Raw genomic sequence first — 19022 nt, forward strand, 5'->3', positions numbered from 1 at the left:
AATCTGCCTCCATTTTTTTGCTGATACGACCATTATATAGATTCCTTCCATAAAATGCAAGGTTTTACTTTTTTAAGCCGTATCTCATAAAAATTTCCTCCGGGCAGCCGTTTTCCTTCATCCGTTCCGCCATAAGCGCTGCCATATACCGCTCTGCCTCCTCATCGTGTATCGGATTCTCCTGGCCGGGATCATTCTCCAGATCAAACAGCATGGTATCGTACTTCGCCTGGCCTGTTTCCTTCTCATATGGAATTCTTAAGACCGGAAGCCCCTTGGTAAAGGACAGACCTCCTGACAGCGTCATCTTCTCCAGTTCCCCGTTTTCGATAAACGCTCTGCGGCCGCCATGGCGGGTCGGCATCAGCGTGTACTGATAAATCCCGGTATCTGTATCCACAGGACTCCTCATATAGACATATCTCCCGTCGGTACAGTTGATCTGCCCTCCGAAAATGCCGTACAGCGCCGCTTTTCTCACCGCTTTCCCGCCGTCTGCAAGCACCGGCTGGAGCGGAACTCCCTCCATGTCCTCCGGCAGCCGGAGCCCGAACTGAGCGAGAATCGTCGCGGGCAGATCGATGGTCTGAACCAGGCTGTCTGCGTGAATTCCCCTGGCCCCCGTCACCGGATCCCAGATAAACAGCGGAATTCTGGCCACTTCATTATAGAAAGGGCAGTGGCATTTGGCCCACTGACCGTGCTCAGCCAGCAGAAATCCGTGATCTGTGTTTACAATAACCATGGTATCCTTCCACATGCCGTACTCATCCAGCAGGTCCAGCACCTCTCCCAGCTTCTCGTCACACATGGTCAGCAGCGCCGCGTATTCCGCCCTCAGGTGAAGAATCTCTTCCGGCGTGTCCCGCTCATCCACCTTCCGGTAATCCGGCCAGTCATAGACGCCGCCGTTATAGGGATCCGAAAACAGCTTCTTAAACTTTTCCTGGGAGAAAAACGGCTCATGAGGGTCGAAGGTCTCAATCTGTAAATACCACTGATCCGCCCCGTGATTTGTCCGGATAAAACTGCATCCGGCTTCAAACGTCAGGCTCTGCGGCTGTTTTTCCTCGGTTTCCATATAAGAACGGTTGACAAAATCCTGTGGAACCCAATTGTGTTCCCAGTTATCTGCCACCCCGTCACAACGGTTTCTGTATCCTTCCGGAATCTGATCCGGGGAAACAACGCCCTTCCAGGCATCCCCCTCCTGCCCCCGAAAGCCTTCCCACGTCCGGTATCTCGTATGGTAGGTGGCGCCCCCATCCTCAAAATAGTGGTAATGGTCCGTCACCATATGGGAATGTATTCCGCTGTGATTTAAAATCTCCGGCATGGAATCATCGAATGGTTCCAGCGGCCCCCAGCTCCGGTGCAGAAAATTATACCGCCCCGTGTGAAGCTCCCGCCTGGCCGGCATACAGGGAAGACTCCCCGCGTAGCAGTTGTCAAATGTGACGGAATGCTCCGCCAGCCTGTTGAAGTTGGGCGTGGCCGCCAGGTTCCCTCCATAAGGATTCAGCATATTCCGGTTCAATGAATCAAACATTACCATGATTACCCGCATCTTTTTCTTCTCCTCTCCTGTATTCATAGGGATTGACCCCGTAGCGTTTCTTAAAAGTCGTCGAGAAATAACTGACATTCGGATATCCCACCGATTCCGCGATCTTCTGGACGCGCTCCGGCGTATGGGACAGCAGATAAGCCGCCTTCTGAAGCCTTGTCTCAGAGAGAAATGCGCTGTAGGTACAGCCTGTCTCCTCCTTAAAAATTCTCGACAAATACTCCGTATTTAAATGAACCTCCCTGGACACACTCTCCAGGCTGATCGGTTCGCTGTAATGATGTCTCACGTAGTCCACAGCTGCAGCCACCCCCTTTGACAGATTTCTCTCATCCATCTCCTGATAGGCCAGCGCGTTCCGGATAAATTCCCTCACCTTTCCACAGCTTTCCGCATAGCTGACAGACTCGGTTACCGCCCGCTTCTCCTCCAGAAGCATGTGGTGCATCAGCTTTGCATCCTCGCCGGCAAAGCGCATATAGGCCATCTCCATGGCGTCGCAGCAGAAAGCGGCAAACATGCAGACTGGAAATACACCCTCCTGCTTCGCATGGTCCAGCACCGCCTCCATGGTCTGGTAGAATTCCTGGCCGGACACCTCGTAGAGCTCGCGCCGCGTCTTCCGGTATCCGCTCTCCCAGCGCTTCACGAGGCTGCGAATCTCGCTTCCCGCCATCTCCGCCGGCCAGACCTTCTCTTTTTCCATATAATAACCGCGGCTTAAGCTGCAGGCTGCCTCGATAATCGCGTCCGCCACATGGGCCAGACTGCCCGTCACCGTGCTGATTCCCGCCATACAACGGTTTTTCTGTACAATAGCTGTCCCATACTCTTGCAGCAGCTGGATTTTCTGCAGTTCCGTCCTGTCCCGCTCCAGATTCCCCACAATCACGTACGTAAGCCTGTCGTATTCGAATCCCACCACATGGTGAACCTCCGGATTCTCCGGAAGGATGAATTCCTCCAGCACCTCTTTTTTCCACACAGCCACGGCAAACAGCCCCTCATCACGCCACCGGATATTGCATTCCTTAAGTTTCTTTACATCCTCTTCCCCCAGAGTCCTTCCCTCCCGTAAAATATCGCCGATAATGGAATGCTGGCGGCCGGTGCTCTCCGTCTCTGCCCCGCCTCTGGATACCTCGTGCTTAGTCACCCGTTTTTTTAACCGTTCCAGAACCTCCTTAAACGACTGGTTGTTCATCTCCGTCTTAAGCAGGTAGTCGTCTCCGCCCTGCCGTATGGCCTCCCTGGCCAGATCGAATTCGGCAAAGGCGGTCAAAAGGACCACAACCGTCTCCGGAGAAATCTCCTTAATCCGATTTAAAAGCTCAAGACCTCCCATAACCGGCATCTTGATATCCGTAAAAACCACGTCCGGTTCATTTTCCTGAAACAGGGCGAGTGCCTGCTCTCCGTTATGGGCGCAGCCGGTCAGCTGGCACTCTGGGTTCTGCCCGATACAGAACTGAAGCCACTCGCATATCATTCTCTCGTCATCTACTATCAGTATTTTCATGATTTACCCCTTGCATCTCCTTAAGCACTACGGGAAGCCTCATGGTAACCGAGGTGCCGATTCCCGGCTCGCTTTCCAACGTTAGCCCGTACTCTTCTCCAAAATTAATCTTGATCCTGTTTAACACATTGAGAATTCCGATGGATCTTCCGGACTGGTATTCCCGTTCACCAAACTGCGCCGTCATCCGGGCAAGCTCCTTCTCGTCAAGCCCCACGCCGTCATCGGAGACGGTGATCAGCAGGGCTCCCTCCGACACAACGGATTCCACGATAATAAGCCCCGCCTCCTCCTTTGCCTCGATTCCATGAAAGATGGCATTCTCTACAATCGGCTGTATGATCAGCGCAGGAACGAGGCACCGCTCCGTCTCCGCCCCCATCTCACACTCATAATGAATCTTGTCCCCATACCGGATCTGCTGCAGCACCAGGTATTTTTCCGTGCTTTCAAACTCCTCCTTCAGGGTGATGAAATCCGTGTCCACAGACAGCGTCTTCTTCAGAAGGTCGGTAAAGGCCGCCATCATCAGAACTGCCTGGTCATTCTTTTTCAGTTCGATCATGCACTGGATTGAAAACAGCGTATTATAGAGGAAATGCGGATTGATCTGCGCTCTTAAGAAATCCATCTCTGACTTGCGCTTCTGCATCTCATTGTCCCGAATGTCCTCCAAAAGCTTCTTAATCTCAGCCGCCATCTCGTTAAAGCTATCCTTCAGCTGATTGACCTCCTCGTATCCCCGGATGTCGCTGATCACATCAAAATCCCCCTGCTTCACCCGGTCCATCAGGCGGCAGAGCTTCAGGATCGGCTTCGATATCCGTTCCGACATATAGCAGGCCGCTCCCGTCCCGGCCAGAAGACAGCCGCTTACAATCGCCAAGAGAAGCACCAGCGCCTGGTTTAAAGGCTGCAGTATAACGGCACACGGCATCTCTTCCACAATCGTCCAGCCGGTCTGGGGATCATAATAGTTGGACAGCAGATAGTCCTGTCCCAGCTTTTTGATAATGTGGTACTCATTCTCCCCGTAAAGCCGTCTGAAATTATCAACTCCGATAAAGTTCTTTCCAAGCAGGGATTTCTCCCGGCTGGAGACAATGTTGCCCTTCTTATCGAAAATATAGAGGTTGCTCCGGTCTTCGGCCGTTCCGTATAAGTCTTCCAGATATTTTTCATCCACATTGACGAGAATCGTTCCCGTTTCCCCGCCTTCCGTTCCGGCCACCCGGCGAAAGGCTGCGAATACGTACCGCTCTTCCCTGCTCGATAAATCAAACTTCTCCCGGAAGCTGCTGATAAACACGATATCATTTTCCGCGTCGTAGCTCCGCTTATACCAGAGCTGGCTCTCCAGCCGGTCAAAATCGTAGTGGTCCCGCCCTCTGGAGGCGTAACGGAATCCATTATCTCCCAGGATCACCACGTCGTAGGCCACCCCCACATCGTGAAATACCCTGTCGTAGTTCTCCTTCACCCCGTCTAAGTAGCGTCCGGCCTGCTCCATCTCTTCCTCCGAGAGTCCGTTCTCATTTAAGCATCTCTGCACCTCTTCATCATACCGGTACAGATTGGATATGGTGATGGTGCTGTTTTTTATGGTGTTGGAACGCTCTGAAATCTGTTTTAATACATCCAGACGGCTCTGGCCGATCTGATCCATCATCAGCTGTTTTACTCCCAGAAACAGAAAGCTGATAATCAGGATGGAAAGGACGGCAAAGGTAACGCCGTATCCTAAATACAACTGAGTCTTCAGTTTCCCGAACGCCTGTTTAAACTTCTCCCAATACTTTTTTATCTCGCTCACCCGCTCATTCTTTTAACTTTTCTTTGATGTAATCGTCGCAGCTATGAGATACCTCCCCCTTGCTCCAGAGTCCGGCAAGGCCGATCTGGCCGGAGCCGAACACGGGCTCCTTAGCCCCGTCGATTTCCGGATTGACGTAATTGATAAACCACTGTTCCAGCTGGTAATTCATCGTTCTTCCGATCTCCTCATCCTTCTCGTTCCCCGCCAGAAGCAGGTTTCTCCGCTCTCCCGGATCCTCCTGCAGATCGTACAGCTCATTGGGGCCGTAAGGATACCGTTTTATAAACTTATATCTGGTCCCGCGGATCATACGGTTGGGACCGTACTCATCCATCACCACAATGGATTCTCCCTGATGAAATTCCTGCCCCAGCAGCGCCGGAAGGAAGCTTTTCCCCGGAAGCTTCTCCCCACTTTTTCCCTCGATACCAACATAATCGAGCAGTGTCGGCATAAAGTCATATGCAGACAGAAGCGAGGAATTCACCGTCCCCGGCTCGATCCCCCCTGGCTGGCTCATAATCATCGGAACCTTAACGGAAGATTCGTACATATTAATTGGGAAGGTACCGTTTCCCTTTCCCCAGAAGCCGTGATGGCCGCAGCTGAACCCATTATCGCTGCCAAAGATCACCAGGGTCTCTTCCCGGATCCCCAGTTCATCAAGCTGCTCCAGGATTCGTCCAATATTATAGTCCATGGCGGTAGCAGCGGCATAATATCCGATCTGATTCGCCCGCAAGTCCTGTAAGACTTCCTTCGTCAGATAAATACTGTCGGGATGCTCTTTCTCCATGGGACAGGACAAAAAACGGCAATTCTCATATAAATCAGTGTATTCTTTCGGATGGTTGTTAAGCCAGGGCGCATGAGGCGCCGTATAGCCCACATGAAGATAGAAAGGCTGCTTTCCCGCATGCTCTTTCAGAAAAGAAATGGCATCATCCGTGATGACATCCGTGACATAACCAGGTTCATAGACCAGACGGCCCTCTCTGTAAAAAGGAGCACCATAATAAGGGCCTCCGCCAGATTTGTGCGCAAACCAGTGTGTAAAACTCTTTTGAGGTACAGAACTCTTCCCCAGGTGCCATTTGCCGGACAGGCCGCACACGTATCCTTCCTGTGCCAGGATGTCGGTATAGGCAGTCTGACCTGCAAGATATTCTATATCCTCCTGCTTTTTATTATCGTCGCGAATCCAGTCGTGAACGCCGTGCTGAGACGGAATTCTCCCCGTCAGAAGTGACGCCCGCGCCGGAGAGCATACCGGCGATGCGCAGAAGAAGTTCTCGAAACGCATGCCTTCCGCTGCCAGCTTATCCAGGTTCGGTGTGATAATCTCCTCATTGCCGGAGCAGCCCATGGCCCATGCTCCCTGATCGTCAGATAATATAAAAACAATATTTGGTTTTTTTGTACTCATTTTTGTTCTCCTTACTATTACTTGTGGTAATAGCTGCGGCAAGTCGAACATTTATCTTTAGTATAGCGAATTGTTTTTTAAATGTAAAGCAAAACAGGAGCAGAAAAATCGCTGTCAGCCATTTTTCTGCTCCCATTCCTGTTATTCTCTTATTTAAAATACTTCACACCGGATTCGAATATCTTCAAATCCTGCTCCCCATAAATATTCATGGCAACTGCCTCGCCCCGCCTCTCGGAGTGAGCCATCTTGCCCAAAATTCTGCCATCCGGGCTTGTGATGCCCTCGATCGCCATATAGGAACCGTTCGGGTTCCAGAACTCGTCCATTGTCGGATTCCCGTTCTCGTCCACGTACTGCGTCGCTACCTGGCCGTTCTCGAACAGCTTTTTAATCCAATCATCATTGGCCACAAAACGGCCCTCGCCGTGAGATGCCGGATTGCAGTATACGCCGCCAAGCTCGGCTCCCTGTAACCACGGAGACTTGTTCGTCACTACTTTGGTATAAACCATCTTGGAAATGTGGCGTCCGATGGTGTTCATAGCCAGAGTCGGAGAATCATTTCTCTGCGCCGTGATGGTTCCTTCCGGCACCAGCCCCAGCTTGATCAGCGCCTGGAAGCCGTTGCAGATGCCTAACATCAGGCCGTCGCGCTCATTTAACAGCTTTTCGATCTCTTCCCTGATCACCGCGTTGCGGAATACGGTTGCGAAGAATTTCGCGGACCCCTCCGGCTCGTCGCCAGCGGAGAAGCCGCCCGGGAACATGACGATCTGGGCTTTTGCAATCTCTTCTCTGTACGCTTCCACGGAATCTCTGATGTCATCGGCACTCATATTCTTAAATACCTTTGTCACCACATTTGCACCGGCCCGCTCAAATGCCTTTCGGCTGTCGTACTCGCAGTTGGTACCTGGGAATACCGGAATAAATACGTTCGGTTTTGCAACCTTATTCCTGCAGACATAGATGTCCTTTGTATCGTAGAGCGCTTCCGTCACAGGCGTATCTGCCACACCCGATCTGGTCGGGAACACATTTTCCAGAGTCTCTGTCCATGCGTTTTGCGCCTCGTCCATGGTGATGGCCGCGCTGCCGTATTCCAGGACTCCGCGGTCCGTAACTTCGCCGATTACTGTGTAGGAAATAGACAACTCACCCAGTTTACCGTCCGGAACCTCGCAGACGATGGAGCCCCAGTCCGGAGCGAAGAAATCTCTCGGGTCCACATTGTGCTCGATCTTAACGCCCAGCTTGTTGCCGAACGCCATCTTTGCCACGGATTCAGCCAAACCATGGCCTTCCACCGCATACGCGGAAATGACTCTGCCCGCAGTAATCTCATGATAAAGCTTCTCATACCCATCCATGAGCTGCTCATAAACCGGCAGATCATACTGGTCTTTCTCTATATGGAACACAACAATCTTACTGCCTGCCTTCTTAAACTCCGGAGTGATGATGTGCTTCTGATCGGCAATATCCACGGCAAAGGATACCAGTGTCGGCGGAACGTCAATCTCACCAAAGGTTCCGGACATGCTGTCCTTTCCGCCGATGGATGGAAGTCCGAAGCCCAGCTGAGCCTCGTATGCTCCAAGCAGAGCGGAGAACGGCTGGCTCCAGCGGGAGGCCTCCTCCGTCATCCGGCGGAAGTACTCCTGGAAGGTAAAACGGATCTTCTTATAATCACCGCCTGCGGCCACGATCTTGGCTACAGAGGAAACAACCGCATAAACAGCGCCGTGATATGGGCTCCAGCTGGATAAATACGGATCAAAGCCGTAGCTCATCATCGTCACCGTATCTGTCTTTCCGGAAAGTACCGGAAGCTTCGCCACCATTACTTGCGTCTCTGTCAGCTGGTATTTACCGCCGTAAGGCATGAACACGCTGCCCGCGCCGATGGAACCGTCGAACATCTCTACCAGCCCCTTCTGGGAGCAGACATTTAAGTCGGAAAGCACTGACAGCCACTCACCCCGGACGTCAGAAATCTCCTTCCTGTCAAACGCTCTGCCTTCCTTTCCTTCCGCCAAACCGGAGTTGGAAGCGCTTACCCTGTTCGGGACCTCCACAACGACGGAAGCCTCCTGATGAGCACCGTTCGTATCCAGGAACGCGCGGCTGATATCCACGATATTTCTGCCTCTCCAGTTCATCACCAGACGCGGCTCCTCGGTCACCACGGCAACCTCGATAGCCTCTAAGTTCTCCTCCGCAGCGTAGGCTAAAAACTGCTCTACGTCCTTCGGATCGATGACGACAGCCATACGCTCCTGGCTCTCGGAGATGGCGATCTCTGTTCCATCCAGACCGGCATACTTCTTCGGAACCTTGTCTAAATCAATCTGTAAGCCGTCAGCAAGCTCGCCGATGGCAACAGATACTCCGCCTGCGCCGAAATCGTTGCATTTCTTAATGATGCTGCTGACTTCCGCACGGCGGAACAGTCTCTGAATCTTTCGCTCGGTAGGCGCATTTCCCTTCTGAACCTCGGCGCCGCAGGTCTCGATGGACGCCTCCGTATGTACCTTGGAGGAGCCGGTAGCGCCGCCGCAGCCGTCACGTCCGGTACGTCCGCCCAGCAAAATGATGATATCACCCGGATCAGAGGTCTCGCGGATTACATTTTTACGTGGAGCTGCACCCATGACGGCGCCGATCTCCATGCGCTTTGCCACGTAGTTGGGATGGTAAATTTCTTTTACATATCCGGTGGCAAGACCGATCTGGTTACCGTAGGAGCTGTATCCGCTGGCCGCGCCGGTCACGATCTTTCTCTGAGGAAGCTTGCCCTTTAACGTCTCATTTAACGGCTTTGTCGGATCAGCAGCCCCTGTCACACGCATAGCCTGGTATACATACGTACGCCCGGACAGCGGATCACGGATAGCTCCGCCAAGACAGGTGGCAGCGCCGCCGAACGGCTCGATCTCCGTCGGATGGTTGTGTGTCTCATTCTTGAAATTGACGAGCCACTCCTCCTCTTTTCCATCGATTTCCACAGGCACCACGATGCTGCAGGCGTTGATCTCGTCGGATACTTCCAGATCATCCAGTTTGCCCTCCATGCGCAGCTTCTTCATGGCCATCAGCGCCAGATCCATCAGACAGACGAACTTGCCGCTCTTTCCCTTTAACACCACCTCACGGTCGGCTAAGTACTTCTGGTACGTCGTTTCGATCGGAACCCGGTAATCGCCCTCTGTAAATGTCACATCCTTCAGTTCTGTCTGGAATGTGGTATGGCGGCAGTGATCGGACCAGTACGTATCCAGGACGCGGATCTCCGTCATGGACGGGTCTCTCTTCTCCTCGTCCCTGAAATAGTTCTGAATATGCTTAAAATCCTTAAAGGTCATAGCAAGGTTCAGGGAATCGTACAACTCCTTTAACGCGCCTTCCTGGGAGCTCTGGAACCCGTCGAATATGATAACGTCGGCCGGTGTCTCAAACACGGTTAAAAGCGTCTCCGGCTTTGTCTCATCCGTTTCTCTGGAATCCACCGGATTGATGCAGAAGGACTTGATATCCGCAGCTTCCGCCTCTGTCACGGTTCCGGAAATCACATAGGTCGTGGCCGATTTGATCACCGGCTCCTCGTCTTCCTTCAAAAGCTTCACACACTGCTCCGCAGAATCGGCCCTCTGATCGAACTGGCCCGGCAGGTACTCCACTGCAAACACCACGTCATTTTCATTTCTCGGAAATGTCTCCTCGTAGACCTCGTCCACCGGCGGCTCGGAAAAAATTGTCTCAAGCGCTGTCTTATAAGTCTCCTCGGATAAATTCTCGATGTCATAGCGAACCAGAACACGTACATCCGTCACTGTTTCTATCCCAAGATAGCTGGCAATCTCCTCCTTAAGCTCATGGGCCTTTACGGCATAGGCCGGTTTCTTCTCTACATACACTCTTCTTACGCTCATAATTTCCTCCTTGGAAAATATCATTAAGTTCCAATCTTTATGTTTCATCGGGACGCACTGCACCCTTTACTTCTCGTTGATATAATAATACCACAAGATATATCAATTAGAAAAATTAATATATCTTATGGTATTAATTATTGCATCTTATATTTATACAGTCTATAGAAGGAAAGAAATCAGCCAGGTGATCGCCCACTGCAGCACCAGGCTCGCTGCCCACAGAATGACCATCCCTTTTATACTGGTCCCTCCGGCTTTCTGAAGGGAATCCATGAGTGCATCCTTCTGGACGGCACGCCTTCCGCGGCATCCCTGTTCATCGAGAATGGCGTTTATATGGCGGCTGTAGAGCCAGTCGCCCAGCAGCCCGAACACGATCATGGATAAGACAAACAGACCGGCCGCCGCACTCATGAACACCAGCGCGTTGTCCGCCGTCAGCATCGTGTTCTCCAGGACGGACAACACCATCGTATAAATCACATTGAAGCCCATAATAGCCGCCGCTGCCTTCCACATTTTGCGGTAGGCAAACCATAACGCGGTAAACAGCGCCGCACACCAGTTAAAGCTACAGCCTTTCTCATGAACCTGCTCGAACTTTCTCAGATAAACGGCGCTCTTTTTTCCGACACACGTCATGATATCTGAGACGAGATACTCACCGATCCTTACGTCGGTCATGCGTTCCCCATTCACTTCTGTCTTCACCTCTCCTTACGTCCGCCGCATCACTCAAACGGCATTTTCCATAATCTGTTTTATTATAGCATGCTTTGTGGAAAATGGACAAGACTACCTGGACTGTTTTTGTTCCACGTCTGTGTAATACAGATGCCTTGGCAGCCCATCTACCATGATCGGCGTCAGCTCCGCCTGAATGAGCGGCTTGATATAGCTTACGAACTCCTCGGTCACGTAGTCGCCCGCCTCATTGATCCACTCCCTCGGCACCTTTTTCTCCACATTTGCCACCTTATGGACGTCGTAGATATCGGTCACACAGATATACGGATCGTCCGATACGCGCTTTAAGATAATCATCTTGCCTGTCTCCCCTTCGAACGCCGCTTTGACGGCTGCGCCGCCCACCTGGAACGCCTCAGTAATATCAACCCGTGACACGATATGGGAGGCGCAGCGCTGGAGGGAGTTAAACTCGATGGCCCTCGTCTTGCATCCGACTTCCCGTGAAATCTTCTCGGCAAGATAACGTGCGGTCCCGGTCAGCTGCCTGTGGCCAAAGGCATCCACGTAATCGATGGTGTCGGTCAGCTCACAGACGTAGCGTCCATCCGCCATCTTCACACCCTCTGAAATCGCAACCACCACGGATTTTTTCCGCTTGTGCAGCTCTTCCACCTTTTTCATGAAGTTCTCCACATCAAAGGGAATCTCAGGGAGAAAGATCATATCCGGCCCCTCGCAGTCCTCACACTTGGCAAGGGCGGCCGCGCCTGTGAGCCAGCCGGCGTTGCGGCCCATGATTTCCAAAAGCGTCACGTTCTGCTGGTCGTACACCAGGCCGTCACGGATTACCTCCTTCGTAATGGAACCTATGTATTTTGCGGCGCTGCCATATCCCGGCGTATGGTCCGTCGCGGCTAAATCATTGTCAATGGTCTTCGGCACGCCCATAAACCGGATCCTGCTGCCGTTTAAGATGGAGTAATCGGAGAGTTTTTTTATCGTATCCATGGAGTCATTGCCGCCGATATAGAAGAAGTATTCCACCTCCAGTTTATCCAGAATGGAAAAGATCTTTTTATATATCTCCTGGTCTTCACAGATCTCCGGAAGTTTGTAACGGCAGGAGCCTAAATAGGCGGAGGGAGTTCTCTTTAACAGTTCAATATCCAGATCATTTTTGATGTGTTCCGACAGATCCACGTACCGTTCTTCCAGCAGTCCCTGAATACCGTGCAGCATCCCGAAAACCTTTTTTGCTCCCCTGTCCTTTGCTGTCTTATAGACACCTGCAAGACTGGAATTAATGACCGCCGTGGGTCCGCCTGACTGGCCGACAATTACATTTCCTCTTACTTCTTTCATCTCCGCAATCCTCCATGACCATGATTATTTTTTGTTTTTGTAAGTACTTACAATTCCTACGTTCCTATCATAATATAGAGAAATTGTAAAAGTCAACTGTAGATATTTTATTCACAAATTTTCATTGTTTTACAATGAATACAAGCCATTTTTCGACCTCACGCAAAGAAAAAAGCAGGGCGTTTTACGCGCTCTGCTCTTCCACTGCGGTCACATTCGACTCCAGCATTTCTTTCAATTCTTCCATTCCGATTCCCTGTTCTGTGAGCAGGCCGCGGATTGTTTTAAACTCCTCCAGTTCGATCTGTTCGTTTAATGCTTTTTCCTTTTCTTTTAAGGTAACGAGGCAGTTTTCATACTGTTTGATGCTCTCTCTTACCTCATTTAACTGATCCTGTAATTTTTCCACCGGTGATTTTCTTACGCCTCTCGCCATATTGAAAACGCTCCTTTTCTTTCCTGTTATAGGTTGTATCATTCTTTTTTAGTATATGTAAAAAAGTGGGAACTTATTCCATAAATAACAAATATTCATTACTTCTCCGTTCCAATATGATATAATGAAAAAACAAACAAAAAAGGAGATCTCTATGGAAAAAAAACGATCCATAAGAACTGCGCTGGCATTCAGTCTTGTTTTTCTGTTAGCCGGATGTTCCGGGAAACAGGACGGCGCCATGACAATTCAGAAGGCTGAGCTGACGGAAAAGGAACAGCAGACTGTCGCCTTAATTGAGACCGGACGCAGTGTAAAATTCTATGATTATAAAACGGAACCCGGGATTTCTTCTCTTCTCTTTTCCGTCGAAACGCTGAACGAACAGGGGCAGTGGGAAACCGCCGCTTCCTCGGTTTTCAGCCAGTCCGGCCAGGAAGAAGACCGCGTCGCCATTCTGTTTTCCGATGACTCCATTACCTTTTCCTGCGGGGAGGGTCGGTACGAAGTCATGCTCGGTTCCAACCATTATAAAAATACTGCGGATTCCTGGCTGGCAGAGTCTTCCCCCATCCGGACAGATGAAAAAATCCCCCTCGGTATTGTGGCATACACTGACTCCGATTCCGTCATCTTTCCAAATACAGACGACTACGAGGAACCGGAAAAGCTGGCTGGCAGACAGTATAAAGAAGTCAAAGCCGTCACCCTCCAGTTCTCCGGTGAGACACTCCCCGTAACCGAAAAAGAAAGGAACACACCATGAATATGAAAAAAACAGCATTTAAAACCCTCGCGCTGATCTTTACCGTGCTGACCCTTTTAGGCTCTCTCTACGTCCTGCTGCAGAGAGGCCAGGTAAGCCCCGGATATGCGGTGATTCCCATGCTGTTTGCAATACTCTTTATCCAATTATCCCATTCCGTGCCCTGGTAAACGTACAGAGTGCCGCTACCTCTTACAGAGATGCGTGGTGTCGTTCACCTCCAGCAGCATATAATCCTGCGTGATGGGATTGTAATTCACGGTAGTAATGCTGGCGTTATCTACTATAATCTCCGCTTCTTCCGGATGGTTTCTCATTAAATAGGCGACAATATAAGCCATGGTCGCACCGTGGGACACGACCGCGATATCTTCCCGGCCGTTTGTCATCTCCATGACGGCTTCTATGGCCCCTGCTACCCGTTCCATGGTCTCCATCTGGGTTTCACCGCCGGGCGGTGCCACATCCACCGGATTGATGGACCAGCGCTCATACTCTGCCGGATACTGTTCCTTTATCTCATCCCAGGTCATGCCTTCCCATTTGCCGAATTCCACCTCGATGAGTCCCGGGACCAGATAAGTCTCCACCTGCTGGCGGTCGCCGATCATCCGTGCCGTCTCCACCGCCCGCATCAGCGTGCTGGAAAATATCTTTGTCACCGGCCGGCTGTCCATCCCCTCCGCCACAAGCTTCGCCTGGGCTCTTCCCGTGTCATTTAAGGGTATGTCGTGACTGCCCTGAATCTTTCCCTGTATATTCCAGTCCGTCTGTCCATGGCGTATCAGATATAGTTTCATTCCTCTTCATCCTCCGCAGCCTCGGTAATTTCTATTCCTTCCACTTCTGCCAGTTCTTCCAGATCCGCGTTTTCCGCATTCATGCTCATGGCATCCATGGCCATCTTCATGATGTCCTTCACTTCATCTACAGTCATCTTCATCTTATCCGCCAGCTCTTCCACCGCAGCCTCACGCCCCAGCTCCCTGGCAAGCGCCTGGGATACAGTCTGCAGTACGTTGACTCTGGCAGCCAGTTCCTCTCCGGTCTGCTCCGCGGACTCTTCCTCCTCCACAGCCAGATCAAGTGCTTCCTTCATCCGCGCCGTCAAAAAGCCCTCGAAATCACCGTCTCCCGGATTGGTTAGGAATTCCGTCACGGCCATAGTAAGCGCCATGTTCGCCTCGGCGACCAGGTCCGTCAAAAGTACTCCCTTTCCGTCATACGCTTTCGCACAGGTTAAGGCGGCTTCCAGATTCCCTTCGATGAGGCGCTTCCTCGCCCCCTCATCTCCGGCCGCGGCATCATTTAACAGCTGCGTGTTCTCCTCCTGCGTACAGGGAGTGATCGCTTTCATTTCTTCCAGGTACATCTGATAAAAATCGTCATGCATAAATCTTACTCTCCTTCTGACTGCTAAGTTGTAACGGTAACGCTAAGTTACCATAATCTGGTATTTTTGTCAATTTCCTTTACAAATCCATCGCATTCGTGATAGAATGTCCTTAGATTTATAAGGAGGACTAATAATGGATATTAATTATGAATTGTATAAAGTATTTTACCATGTTGCTGCCACACTGAGCTTCTCCGAAGCGTCGAAACAGCTGTTTATTTCACAGTCGGCGGTCAGCCAGTCCATCAAAGTGCTGGAGAAAAAGCTGAATCAGACGCTCTTCATCCGGAGCACAAAAAAAGTCCAACTTACCCCGGAAGGCGAGATTCTCTTAAAACACGTGGAACCCGCCATCAATTTGATTCAAAAAGGGGAAAATCAGCTTCTGGAGGCCAACACCCTAAACGGCGGCCAGCTGCGCATCGGCGCCAGCGATACCATCTGCCGTTACTACCTGATTCCGTACTTAAACCGCTTCCACAAGGCTTACCCCAATGTTCATATAAAAGTCACCAACCAGACCTCCATCGAGTGCGCCCACTTACTGGAGAACGGACAGGTTGATTTCATCATCACCAACTATCCTAACTCGGGCCTCTCCAATTCACAGAACGTCCGGGTGATCAATGAATTTCACGACGTCTTCGTCGCCAATCAGGAGTATTTCCCGCTGAAGGGCGAGACGGTCAGCCTGCAAAAGCTGCAGACATACCCCATCCTGATGCTGGACAGGAAGAGCACCACCAGCGAATTCCTGCACCATATGTTCCAGCGGGAACAGCTGGACCTGGTTCCGGAGATCGAGCTAAGCAGCAACGATCTGCTGATCGATCTGGCACGAATCGGCCTGGGAATCGCCTTTGTACCCGATTTCTGCATCCCGGAAAATGACAAAGACTTATTCATCGTCAAGCTTACGGAAAAGATGCCCGCACGCCAGATGATCGTCGCCTATAATGAAAGCCTTCCCGTTTCCCAGGCTTCCAAACAGTTTATGGACATGATGTAAGCGCCCCGGCGGAGCGTGTCGGAAAGTGATTTTCACACACGCTTCGGCAGGGACCGCCCGGTCAGCGCCGGTTGTATGCCATCAGAGAATTCCCCCACATCTCCTCCCGGTAAGGAAAGTCTTCCTTTCGATACTCCTCTTCCCGGAATCCCACCTTTTCGTAGCAGTGCTTCGCGCCTGGATTGCAGTCGAATACCTTGAGCGTCACCCGCTTCATACCGAGAAGCTCCACGGCGTACGTTACGGCCATGGACACCATCTGCTGCCCCACGCCGCGTCCTCTCACCTCCGGCGCCAGGACAATGTATCCCATATGGACGCTGTCCGCCTCATAATCCGCCGCAGCCATCTTAAAGCTTCCGACCGGTTTCCCGTCTTCATCCAGGGCCGTAAAGCCCCATGCACGGGAATCGCGCTCCAGCTCCGCGTAATAGGCGTCCATCTGCCCGTCCGTCAGCGGAAAGGTAAATCCGTCGCGGCACCACATGCGCATCTGCCTCTCATCGGAGAACCATTTCATTACTTCCCTGCCGTCTTCCCTCTTGCAGGGCCGAAGTCTCAGTTTCATCATAGCCTTTGTCTCTCCCTTTCTTCCCAGAATTCTGTCACAATCCCGGACACGCTGTTTAAGTTCACGGCGTAATAGCCATCCCATTCCCTGGGGAACAGTGCCTGATAGTCCGGTTTTAAAAAACGGTCATCCAGCAGGGCGATCACGCCCTCATCGGACACGGTTCGGATCACCCGCCCGGCCGCCTGCATCACCTTGTTCATGCCGGGATACTGATACGCGTAGTCGAAGCCCTTCTGCTCCTTCTCATCGAAATATCCCTTAAGTATCTCCTGCTCCGTGCACACCATGGGAAGCCCCGTCCCCACGATAATCGCCCCGATGAGCCGTCCTTCCTTTAAATCGATCCCCTCCGAAAACACGCCGCCCATCACACACAGGCCCACGAAGGAATCCTCCCTGTCCTCTTTAAACTCCTCCAGAAAAACCTCCCGCTCCTGTTCTGTCATGTGGGACGACTGGGCGAGCCATGCGAACTCCTTCCCACCCTCATCCAGCCCGGCAAGCAGCTGTTCCACCTCCCGCATATACTGATAGGACGGCAGAAATACCATATAGTTACCCGCATGGGCCGAGACAATCCTCCGGATATACTCGACGATCTTCTTGAATTCCCGCTCATTTCTTCTCGTGTAGCGGCTGCTGACGTCGTTTGCCGCCAGCAGGAGCCGTTTGTCCCGGTCGAAGGGGGATTCCGCGTACACGGCGTATTCCTCCTGATTCCCGCTCAGCAGCTCCTTGTAATACTGGACAGGCAGCAATGTGGCAGAAAAAAACACGGTGCTGTTACCCTTATCCAGGCACTCTTTCAAATTCTTCGCCGGATTCATATTGAACAGCCGGAGCATAAAGCGTCCATCCGATAAAAATTCCGTATAGATCCGATAATTCTCATCCACCCGGTCATAGGTGTTCAGCAGATCCCGGAGCGCAAAGTAAAAATCCAGCACCAGATCACGGTCCTCGAATTCCGGAAAGCTGTCCATGAATTTCTCCATCTCACCGAACAGCGACATGACGGCAGTCATAAACAGCTTGATATCCGTCAGGATCGTGTAGCCCTCGCATTCCCGCTTCATCTCCAGCAGCTGCTTGTTGCACCGGTCTAAAAGCCCGGCCAGCTTCTGGTCCTTCGGTTTCACGATCTTTTTAATAAGAAGAAAGTCCTCCTTATACACCACCGCGCTGTACATCTCCCTCGCCCTGGGCACGAGATTGTGCGCCTCATCTACAAGGAACAGATAGTCTCCCGATATTCCCTCGGAAAAATACCGTTTCAGCCTGATATTGGGGTCAAATACATAGTTGTAGTCGCAGATGATACCGTCGACCCAGTTGCTGATATCGAGGCAGAATTCGAAAGGACATACCCGGTGCTGCTCCGCATACTTTAAGACCGTCTCCCTGGTGATCCCCGCTTCCTGGTGAATCACGTCAAACACCGCATCCCCCACCCGGTCGAAATGGCCTTTGGCATAGGGACAGGCGTCCGGATTGCACTCCGGCTTCTCCAGGAAGCAGAGCTTCTCCTTTGCCGTAATCGTGACTGTGCTGAAGTACAGGCCGCCTTTCCGCAGGATCTCATACGTCTCCTCCGCCACACCGCGCGTGATGGTCTTCGCCGTCAGATAAAACAGCTTGTCCCCAAGGCCCTCGCCGATGGCTTTTAACGCCGGATAGACGGTGGACAGCGTCTTTCCGATACCGGTGGGCGCCTGAATAAACAGATTCTTCTTACGCGCAATGCTGCGGTAGACCGATACTGCCAGCTCCTTCTGCCCCTTCCGGTAAGGATAGGGAAATTCCAGATCCTTAATGGACTCATCCCGCCGCAGGCCGTGGTGGTATAAGTAATCGGCCCACTTCACGTACTCGTGGATCAGTCCGGCAAACCAGTTTTCCAGCTCCTCAAAGCTTTTTTCCGACTGGAAACGCTTGATCTCTTCTGTCTCGATATTGCAGTAGGTCAGCTGCATCACGGCCCCGGTCAGCTGATGATCGAAGCAGTAGAAGTAGCCGTAGCACATGGCCTGAGCCATGTGGACCTCGATGGGTTCGTTCAGATAATATAGATCCATGTAGACGCCCTTGATCTCGTCGATGGTGACGCCCGATGGCGCCTCTATAATGCCGTCGGCCCGGCCCTCCACCAGGATCTCAAACTGCTCTTCCTCCACCAGATGCTTTAATACCACCTCCGCGTGGTAATCCGCCCCCATGCGCCGCTGGATCTTCCGGTGTATCCGGCTTCCCTCCTGCATGGCCGTCTTCTCTGCCCCTGCAGTCCGCCTGTTGTCCAGGTCACCGGAACGCATCACGAATTCCACCAGGTTACGGACCGATATTTTAATTACTTTCTTTTCCCCGTCAGCCATTCCGGTACCCTCCTTTCCTGAACGAAGTTCTTAAACCAACCTGTGACAGCCATCATAACCACTGCCGCTGCTGCCAGCCCCACCCCGCATCGCTGCCAGCAGACAGAAAAAGGGAACTGTGTCCCCATGGATCACAATTCCCTTTCCTGTC

The 19022-nt window shown here is 51.8% G+C and carries 16 protein-coding genes; 3 read left to right on the top strand and 13 right to left on the bottom strand.

The genetic code is table 11. The features are described 5' to 3' along the window. Positions 1 to 64 precede the first annotated feature (64 nt). The 8 genes from H8S75_RS10655 to H8S75_RS10690 all read right to left on the bottom strand — a co-directional run bounded on the left by H8S75_RS10655 (position 65) and on the right by H8S75_RS10690 (position 12754). Positions 65 to 1567, bottom strand: a complete 1503-nt coding sequence (locus tag H8S75_RS10655) for a sulfatase (RefSeq protein WP_187021444.1) — start codon at positions 1565 to 1567, stop codon at positions 65 to 67. Further along, positions 1542 to 3086 (bottom strand): response regulator transcription factor, encoded by a 1545-nt coding sequence (locus H8S75_RS10660; protein WP_187021446.1) that lies wholly within the window; start codon positions 3084 to 3086, stop codon positions 1542 to 1544. The genes H8S75_RS10655 and H8S75_RS10660 overlap by 26 nt, the downstream gene beginning before the upstream one ends. Next, positions 3064 to 4899, bottom strand: a complete 1836-nt coding sequence (locus tag H8S75_RS10665) for a sensor histidine kinase (RefSeq protein WP_187021448.1) — start codon at positions 4897 to 4899, stop codon at positions 3064 to 3066. The genes H8S75_RS10660 and H8S75_RS10665 overlap by 23 nt, the downstream gene beginning before the upstream one ends. Before the next feature lie 4 nt (positions 4900 to 4903). After that, positions 4904 to 6328: a sulfatase family protein gene (locus H8S75_RS10670; protein ID WP_187021450.1), complete on the bottom strand. Its 1425-nt coding sequence runs from the start codon at positions 6326 to 6328 to the stop codon at positions 4904 to 4906. A gap of 149 nt (positions 6329 to 6477) precedes the next feature. After that, on the bottom strand, positions 6478 to 10263 hold the full coding sequence (locus H8S75_RS10675) for a phosphoribosylformylglycinamidine synthase (RefSeq protein WP_187021452.1): 3786 nt from the start codon (positions 10261 to 10263) through the stop codon (positions 6478 to 6480). A gap of 162 nt (positions 10264 to 10425) precedes the next feature. Continuing rightward, positions 10426 to 10977 (bottom strand): DUF2628 domain-containing protein, encoded by a 552-nt coding sequence (locus H8S75_RS10680; RefSeq protein ID WP_349768904.1) that lies wholly within the window; start codon positions 10975 to 10977, stop codon positions 10426 to 10428. 84 nt (positions 10978 to 11061) lie between these two features. Then, positions 11062 to 12318 (bottom strand): 6-phosphofructokinase, encoded by a 1257-nt coding sequence (locus tag H8S75_RS10685; RefSeq protein ID WP_002600443.1) that lies wholly within the window; start codon positions 12316 to 12318, stop codon positions 11062 to 11064. Positions 12319 to 12502: 184 nt separating this feature from the next. Beyond that, positions 12503 to 12754 (bottom strand): hypothetical protein, encoded by a 252-nt coding sequence (locus H8S75_RS10690; RefSeq protein WP_002600444.1) that lies wholly within the window; start codon positions 12752 to 12754, stop codon positions 12503 to 12505. A gap of 154 nt (positions 12755 to 12908) precedes the next feature. On the opposite strand from H8S75_RS10690, the gene H8S75_RS10695 reads away from it, so the two are divergent. Both H8S75_RS10695 and H8S75_RS10700 read left to right on the top strand, forming a co-directional pair. Next, a complete protein-coding gene (locus tag H8S75_RS10695) occupies positions 12909 to 13520 on the top strand; it encodes a hypothetical protein (RefSeq protein ID WP_187021454.1) in 612 nt (203 codons plus the stop codon). Continuing rightward, complete coding sequence (locus H8S75_RS10700; protein WP_187021456.1) at positions 13517 to 13690, top strand: hypothetical protein; 174 nt, start codon at positions 13517 to 13519, stop codon at positions 13688 to 13690. Before H8S75_RS10695 ends, H8S75_RS10700 begins: the two co-directional genes overlap by 4 nt. A gap of 15 nt (positions 13691 to 13705) precedes the next feature. Here the strand turns inward: H8S75_RS10700 and H8S75_RS10705 are convergent, their stop codons facing one another. Together H8S75_RS10705 and H8S75_RS10710 are read right to left on the bottom strand one after the other, a co-directional pair. Next, entirely contained in the window at positions 13706 to 14320 is a 615-nt protein-coding gene (locus H8S75_RS10705) for a histidine phosphatase family protein (protein WP_187021458.1), read from the bottom strand. After that, positions 14317 to 14913, bottom strand: coding sequence for a sigma-70 domain-containing protein (locus H8S75_RS10710; RefSeq protein ID WP_187021460.1), 597 nt, complete (start codon positions 14911 to 14913; stop codon positions 14317 to 14319). Before H8S75_RS10710 ends, H8S75_RS10705 begins: the two co-directional genes overlap by 4 nt. Positions 14914 to 15049: 136 nt before the next feature. Between H8S75_RS10710 and H8S75_RS10715 the strand changes: the two genes are divergently transcribed. Beyond that, positions 15050 to 15925, top strand: a complete 876-nt coding sequence (locus H8S75_RS10715) for a LysR family transcriptional regulator (protein ID WP_002600449.1) — start codon at positions 15050 to 15052, stop codon at positions 15923 to 15925. 61 nt (positions 15926 to 15986) lie between these two features. On the opposite strand, the gene H8S75_RS10720 is transcribed toward H8S75_RS10715, so the two are convergent. Genes H8S75_RS10720 through H8S75_RS10730 form a run of 3 tightly spaced genes read right to left on the bottom strand, consistent with a single transcriptional unit; the run spans position 15987 to position 18999 of the window. Continuing rightward, on the bottom strand, positions 15987 to 16496 hold the full coding sequence (locus tag H8S75_RS10720; protein ID WP_187021462.1) for a GNAT family N-acetyltransferase: 510 nt from the start codon (positions 16494 to 16496) through the stop codon (positions 15987 to 15989). Next, positions 16493 to 18871, bottom strand: coding sequence for an ATP-dependent DNA helicase (locus H8S75_RS10725; RefSeq protein WP_187021464.1), 2379 nt, complete (start codon positions 18869 to 18871; stop codon positions 16493 to 16495). The genes H8S75_RS10720 and H8S75_RS10725 overlap by 4 nt, the downstream gene beginning before the upstream one ends. After that, the gene (locus tag H8S75_RS10730) at positions 18847 to 18999 is read right to left on the bottom strand and encodes a hypothetical protein (protein ID WP_187021466.1); all 153 of its coding nucleotides are present in this window, start codon (positions 18997 to 18999) and stop codon (positions 18847 to 18849) included. The genes H8S75_RS10725 and H8S75_RS10730 overlap by 25 nt, the downstream gene beginning before the upstream one ends. Between the last annotated feature and the right edge of the window lie 23 nt (positions 19000 to 19022).

Source organism: Hungatella hominis, assembly GCF_014288005.1.
Taxonomy (GTDB): domain Bacteria; phylum Bacillota; class Clostridia; order Lachnospirales; family Lachnospiraceae; genus Hungatella; species Hungatella effluvii.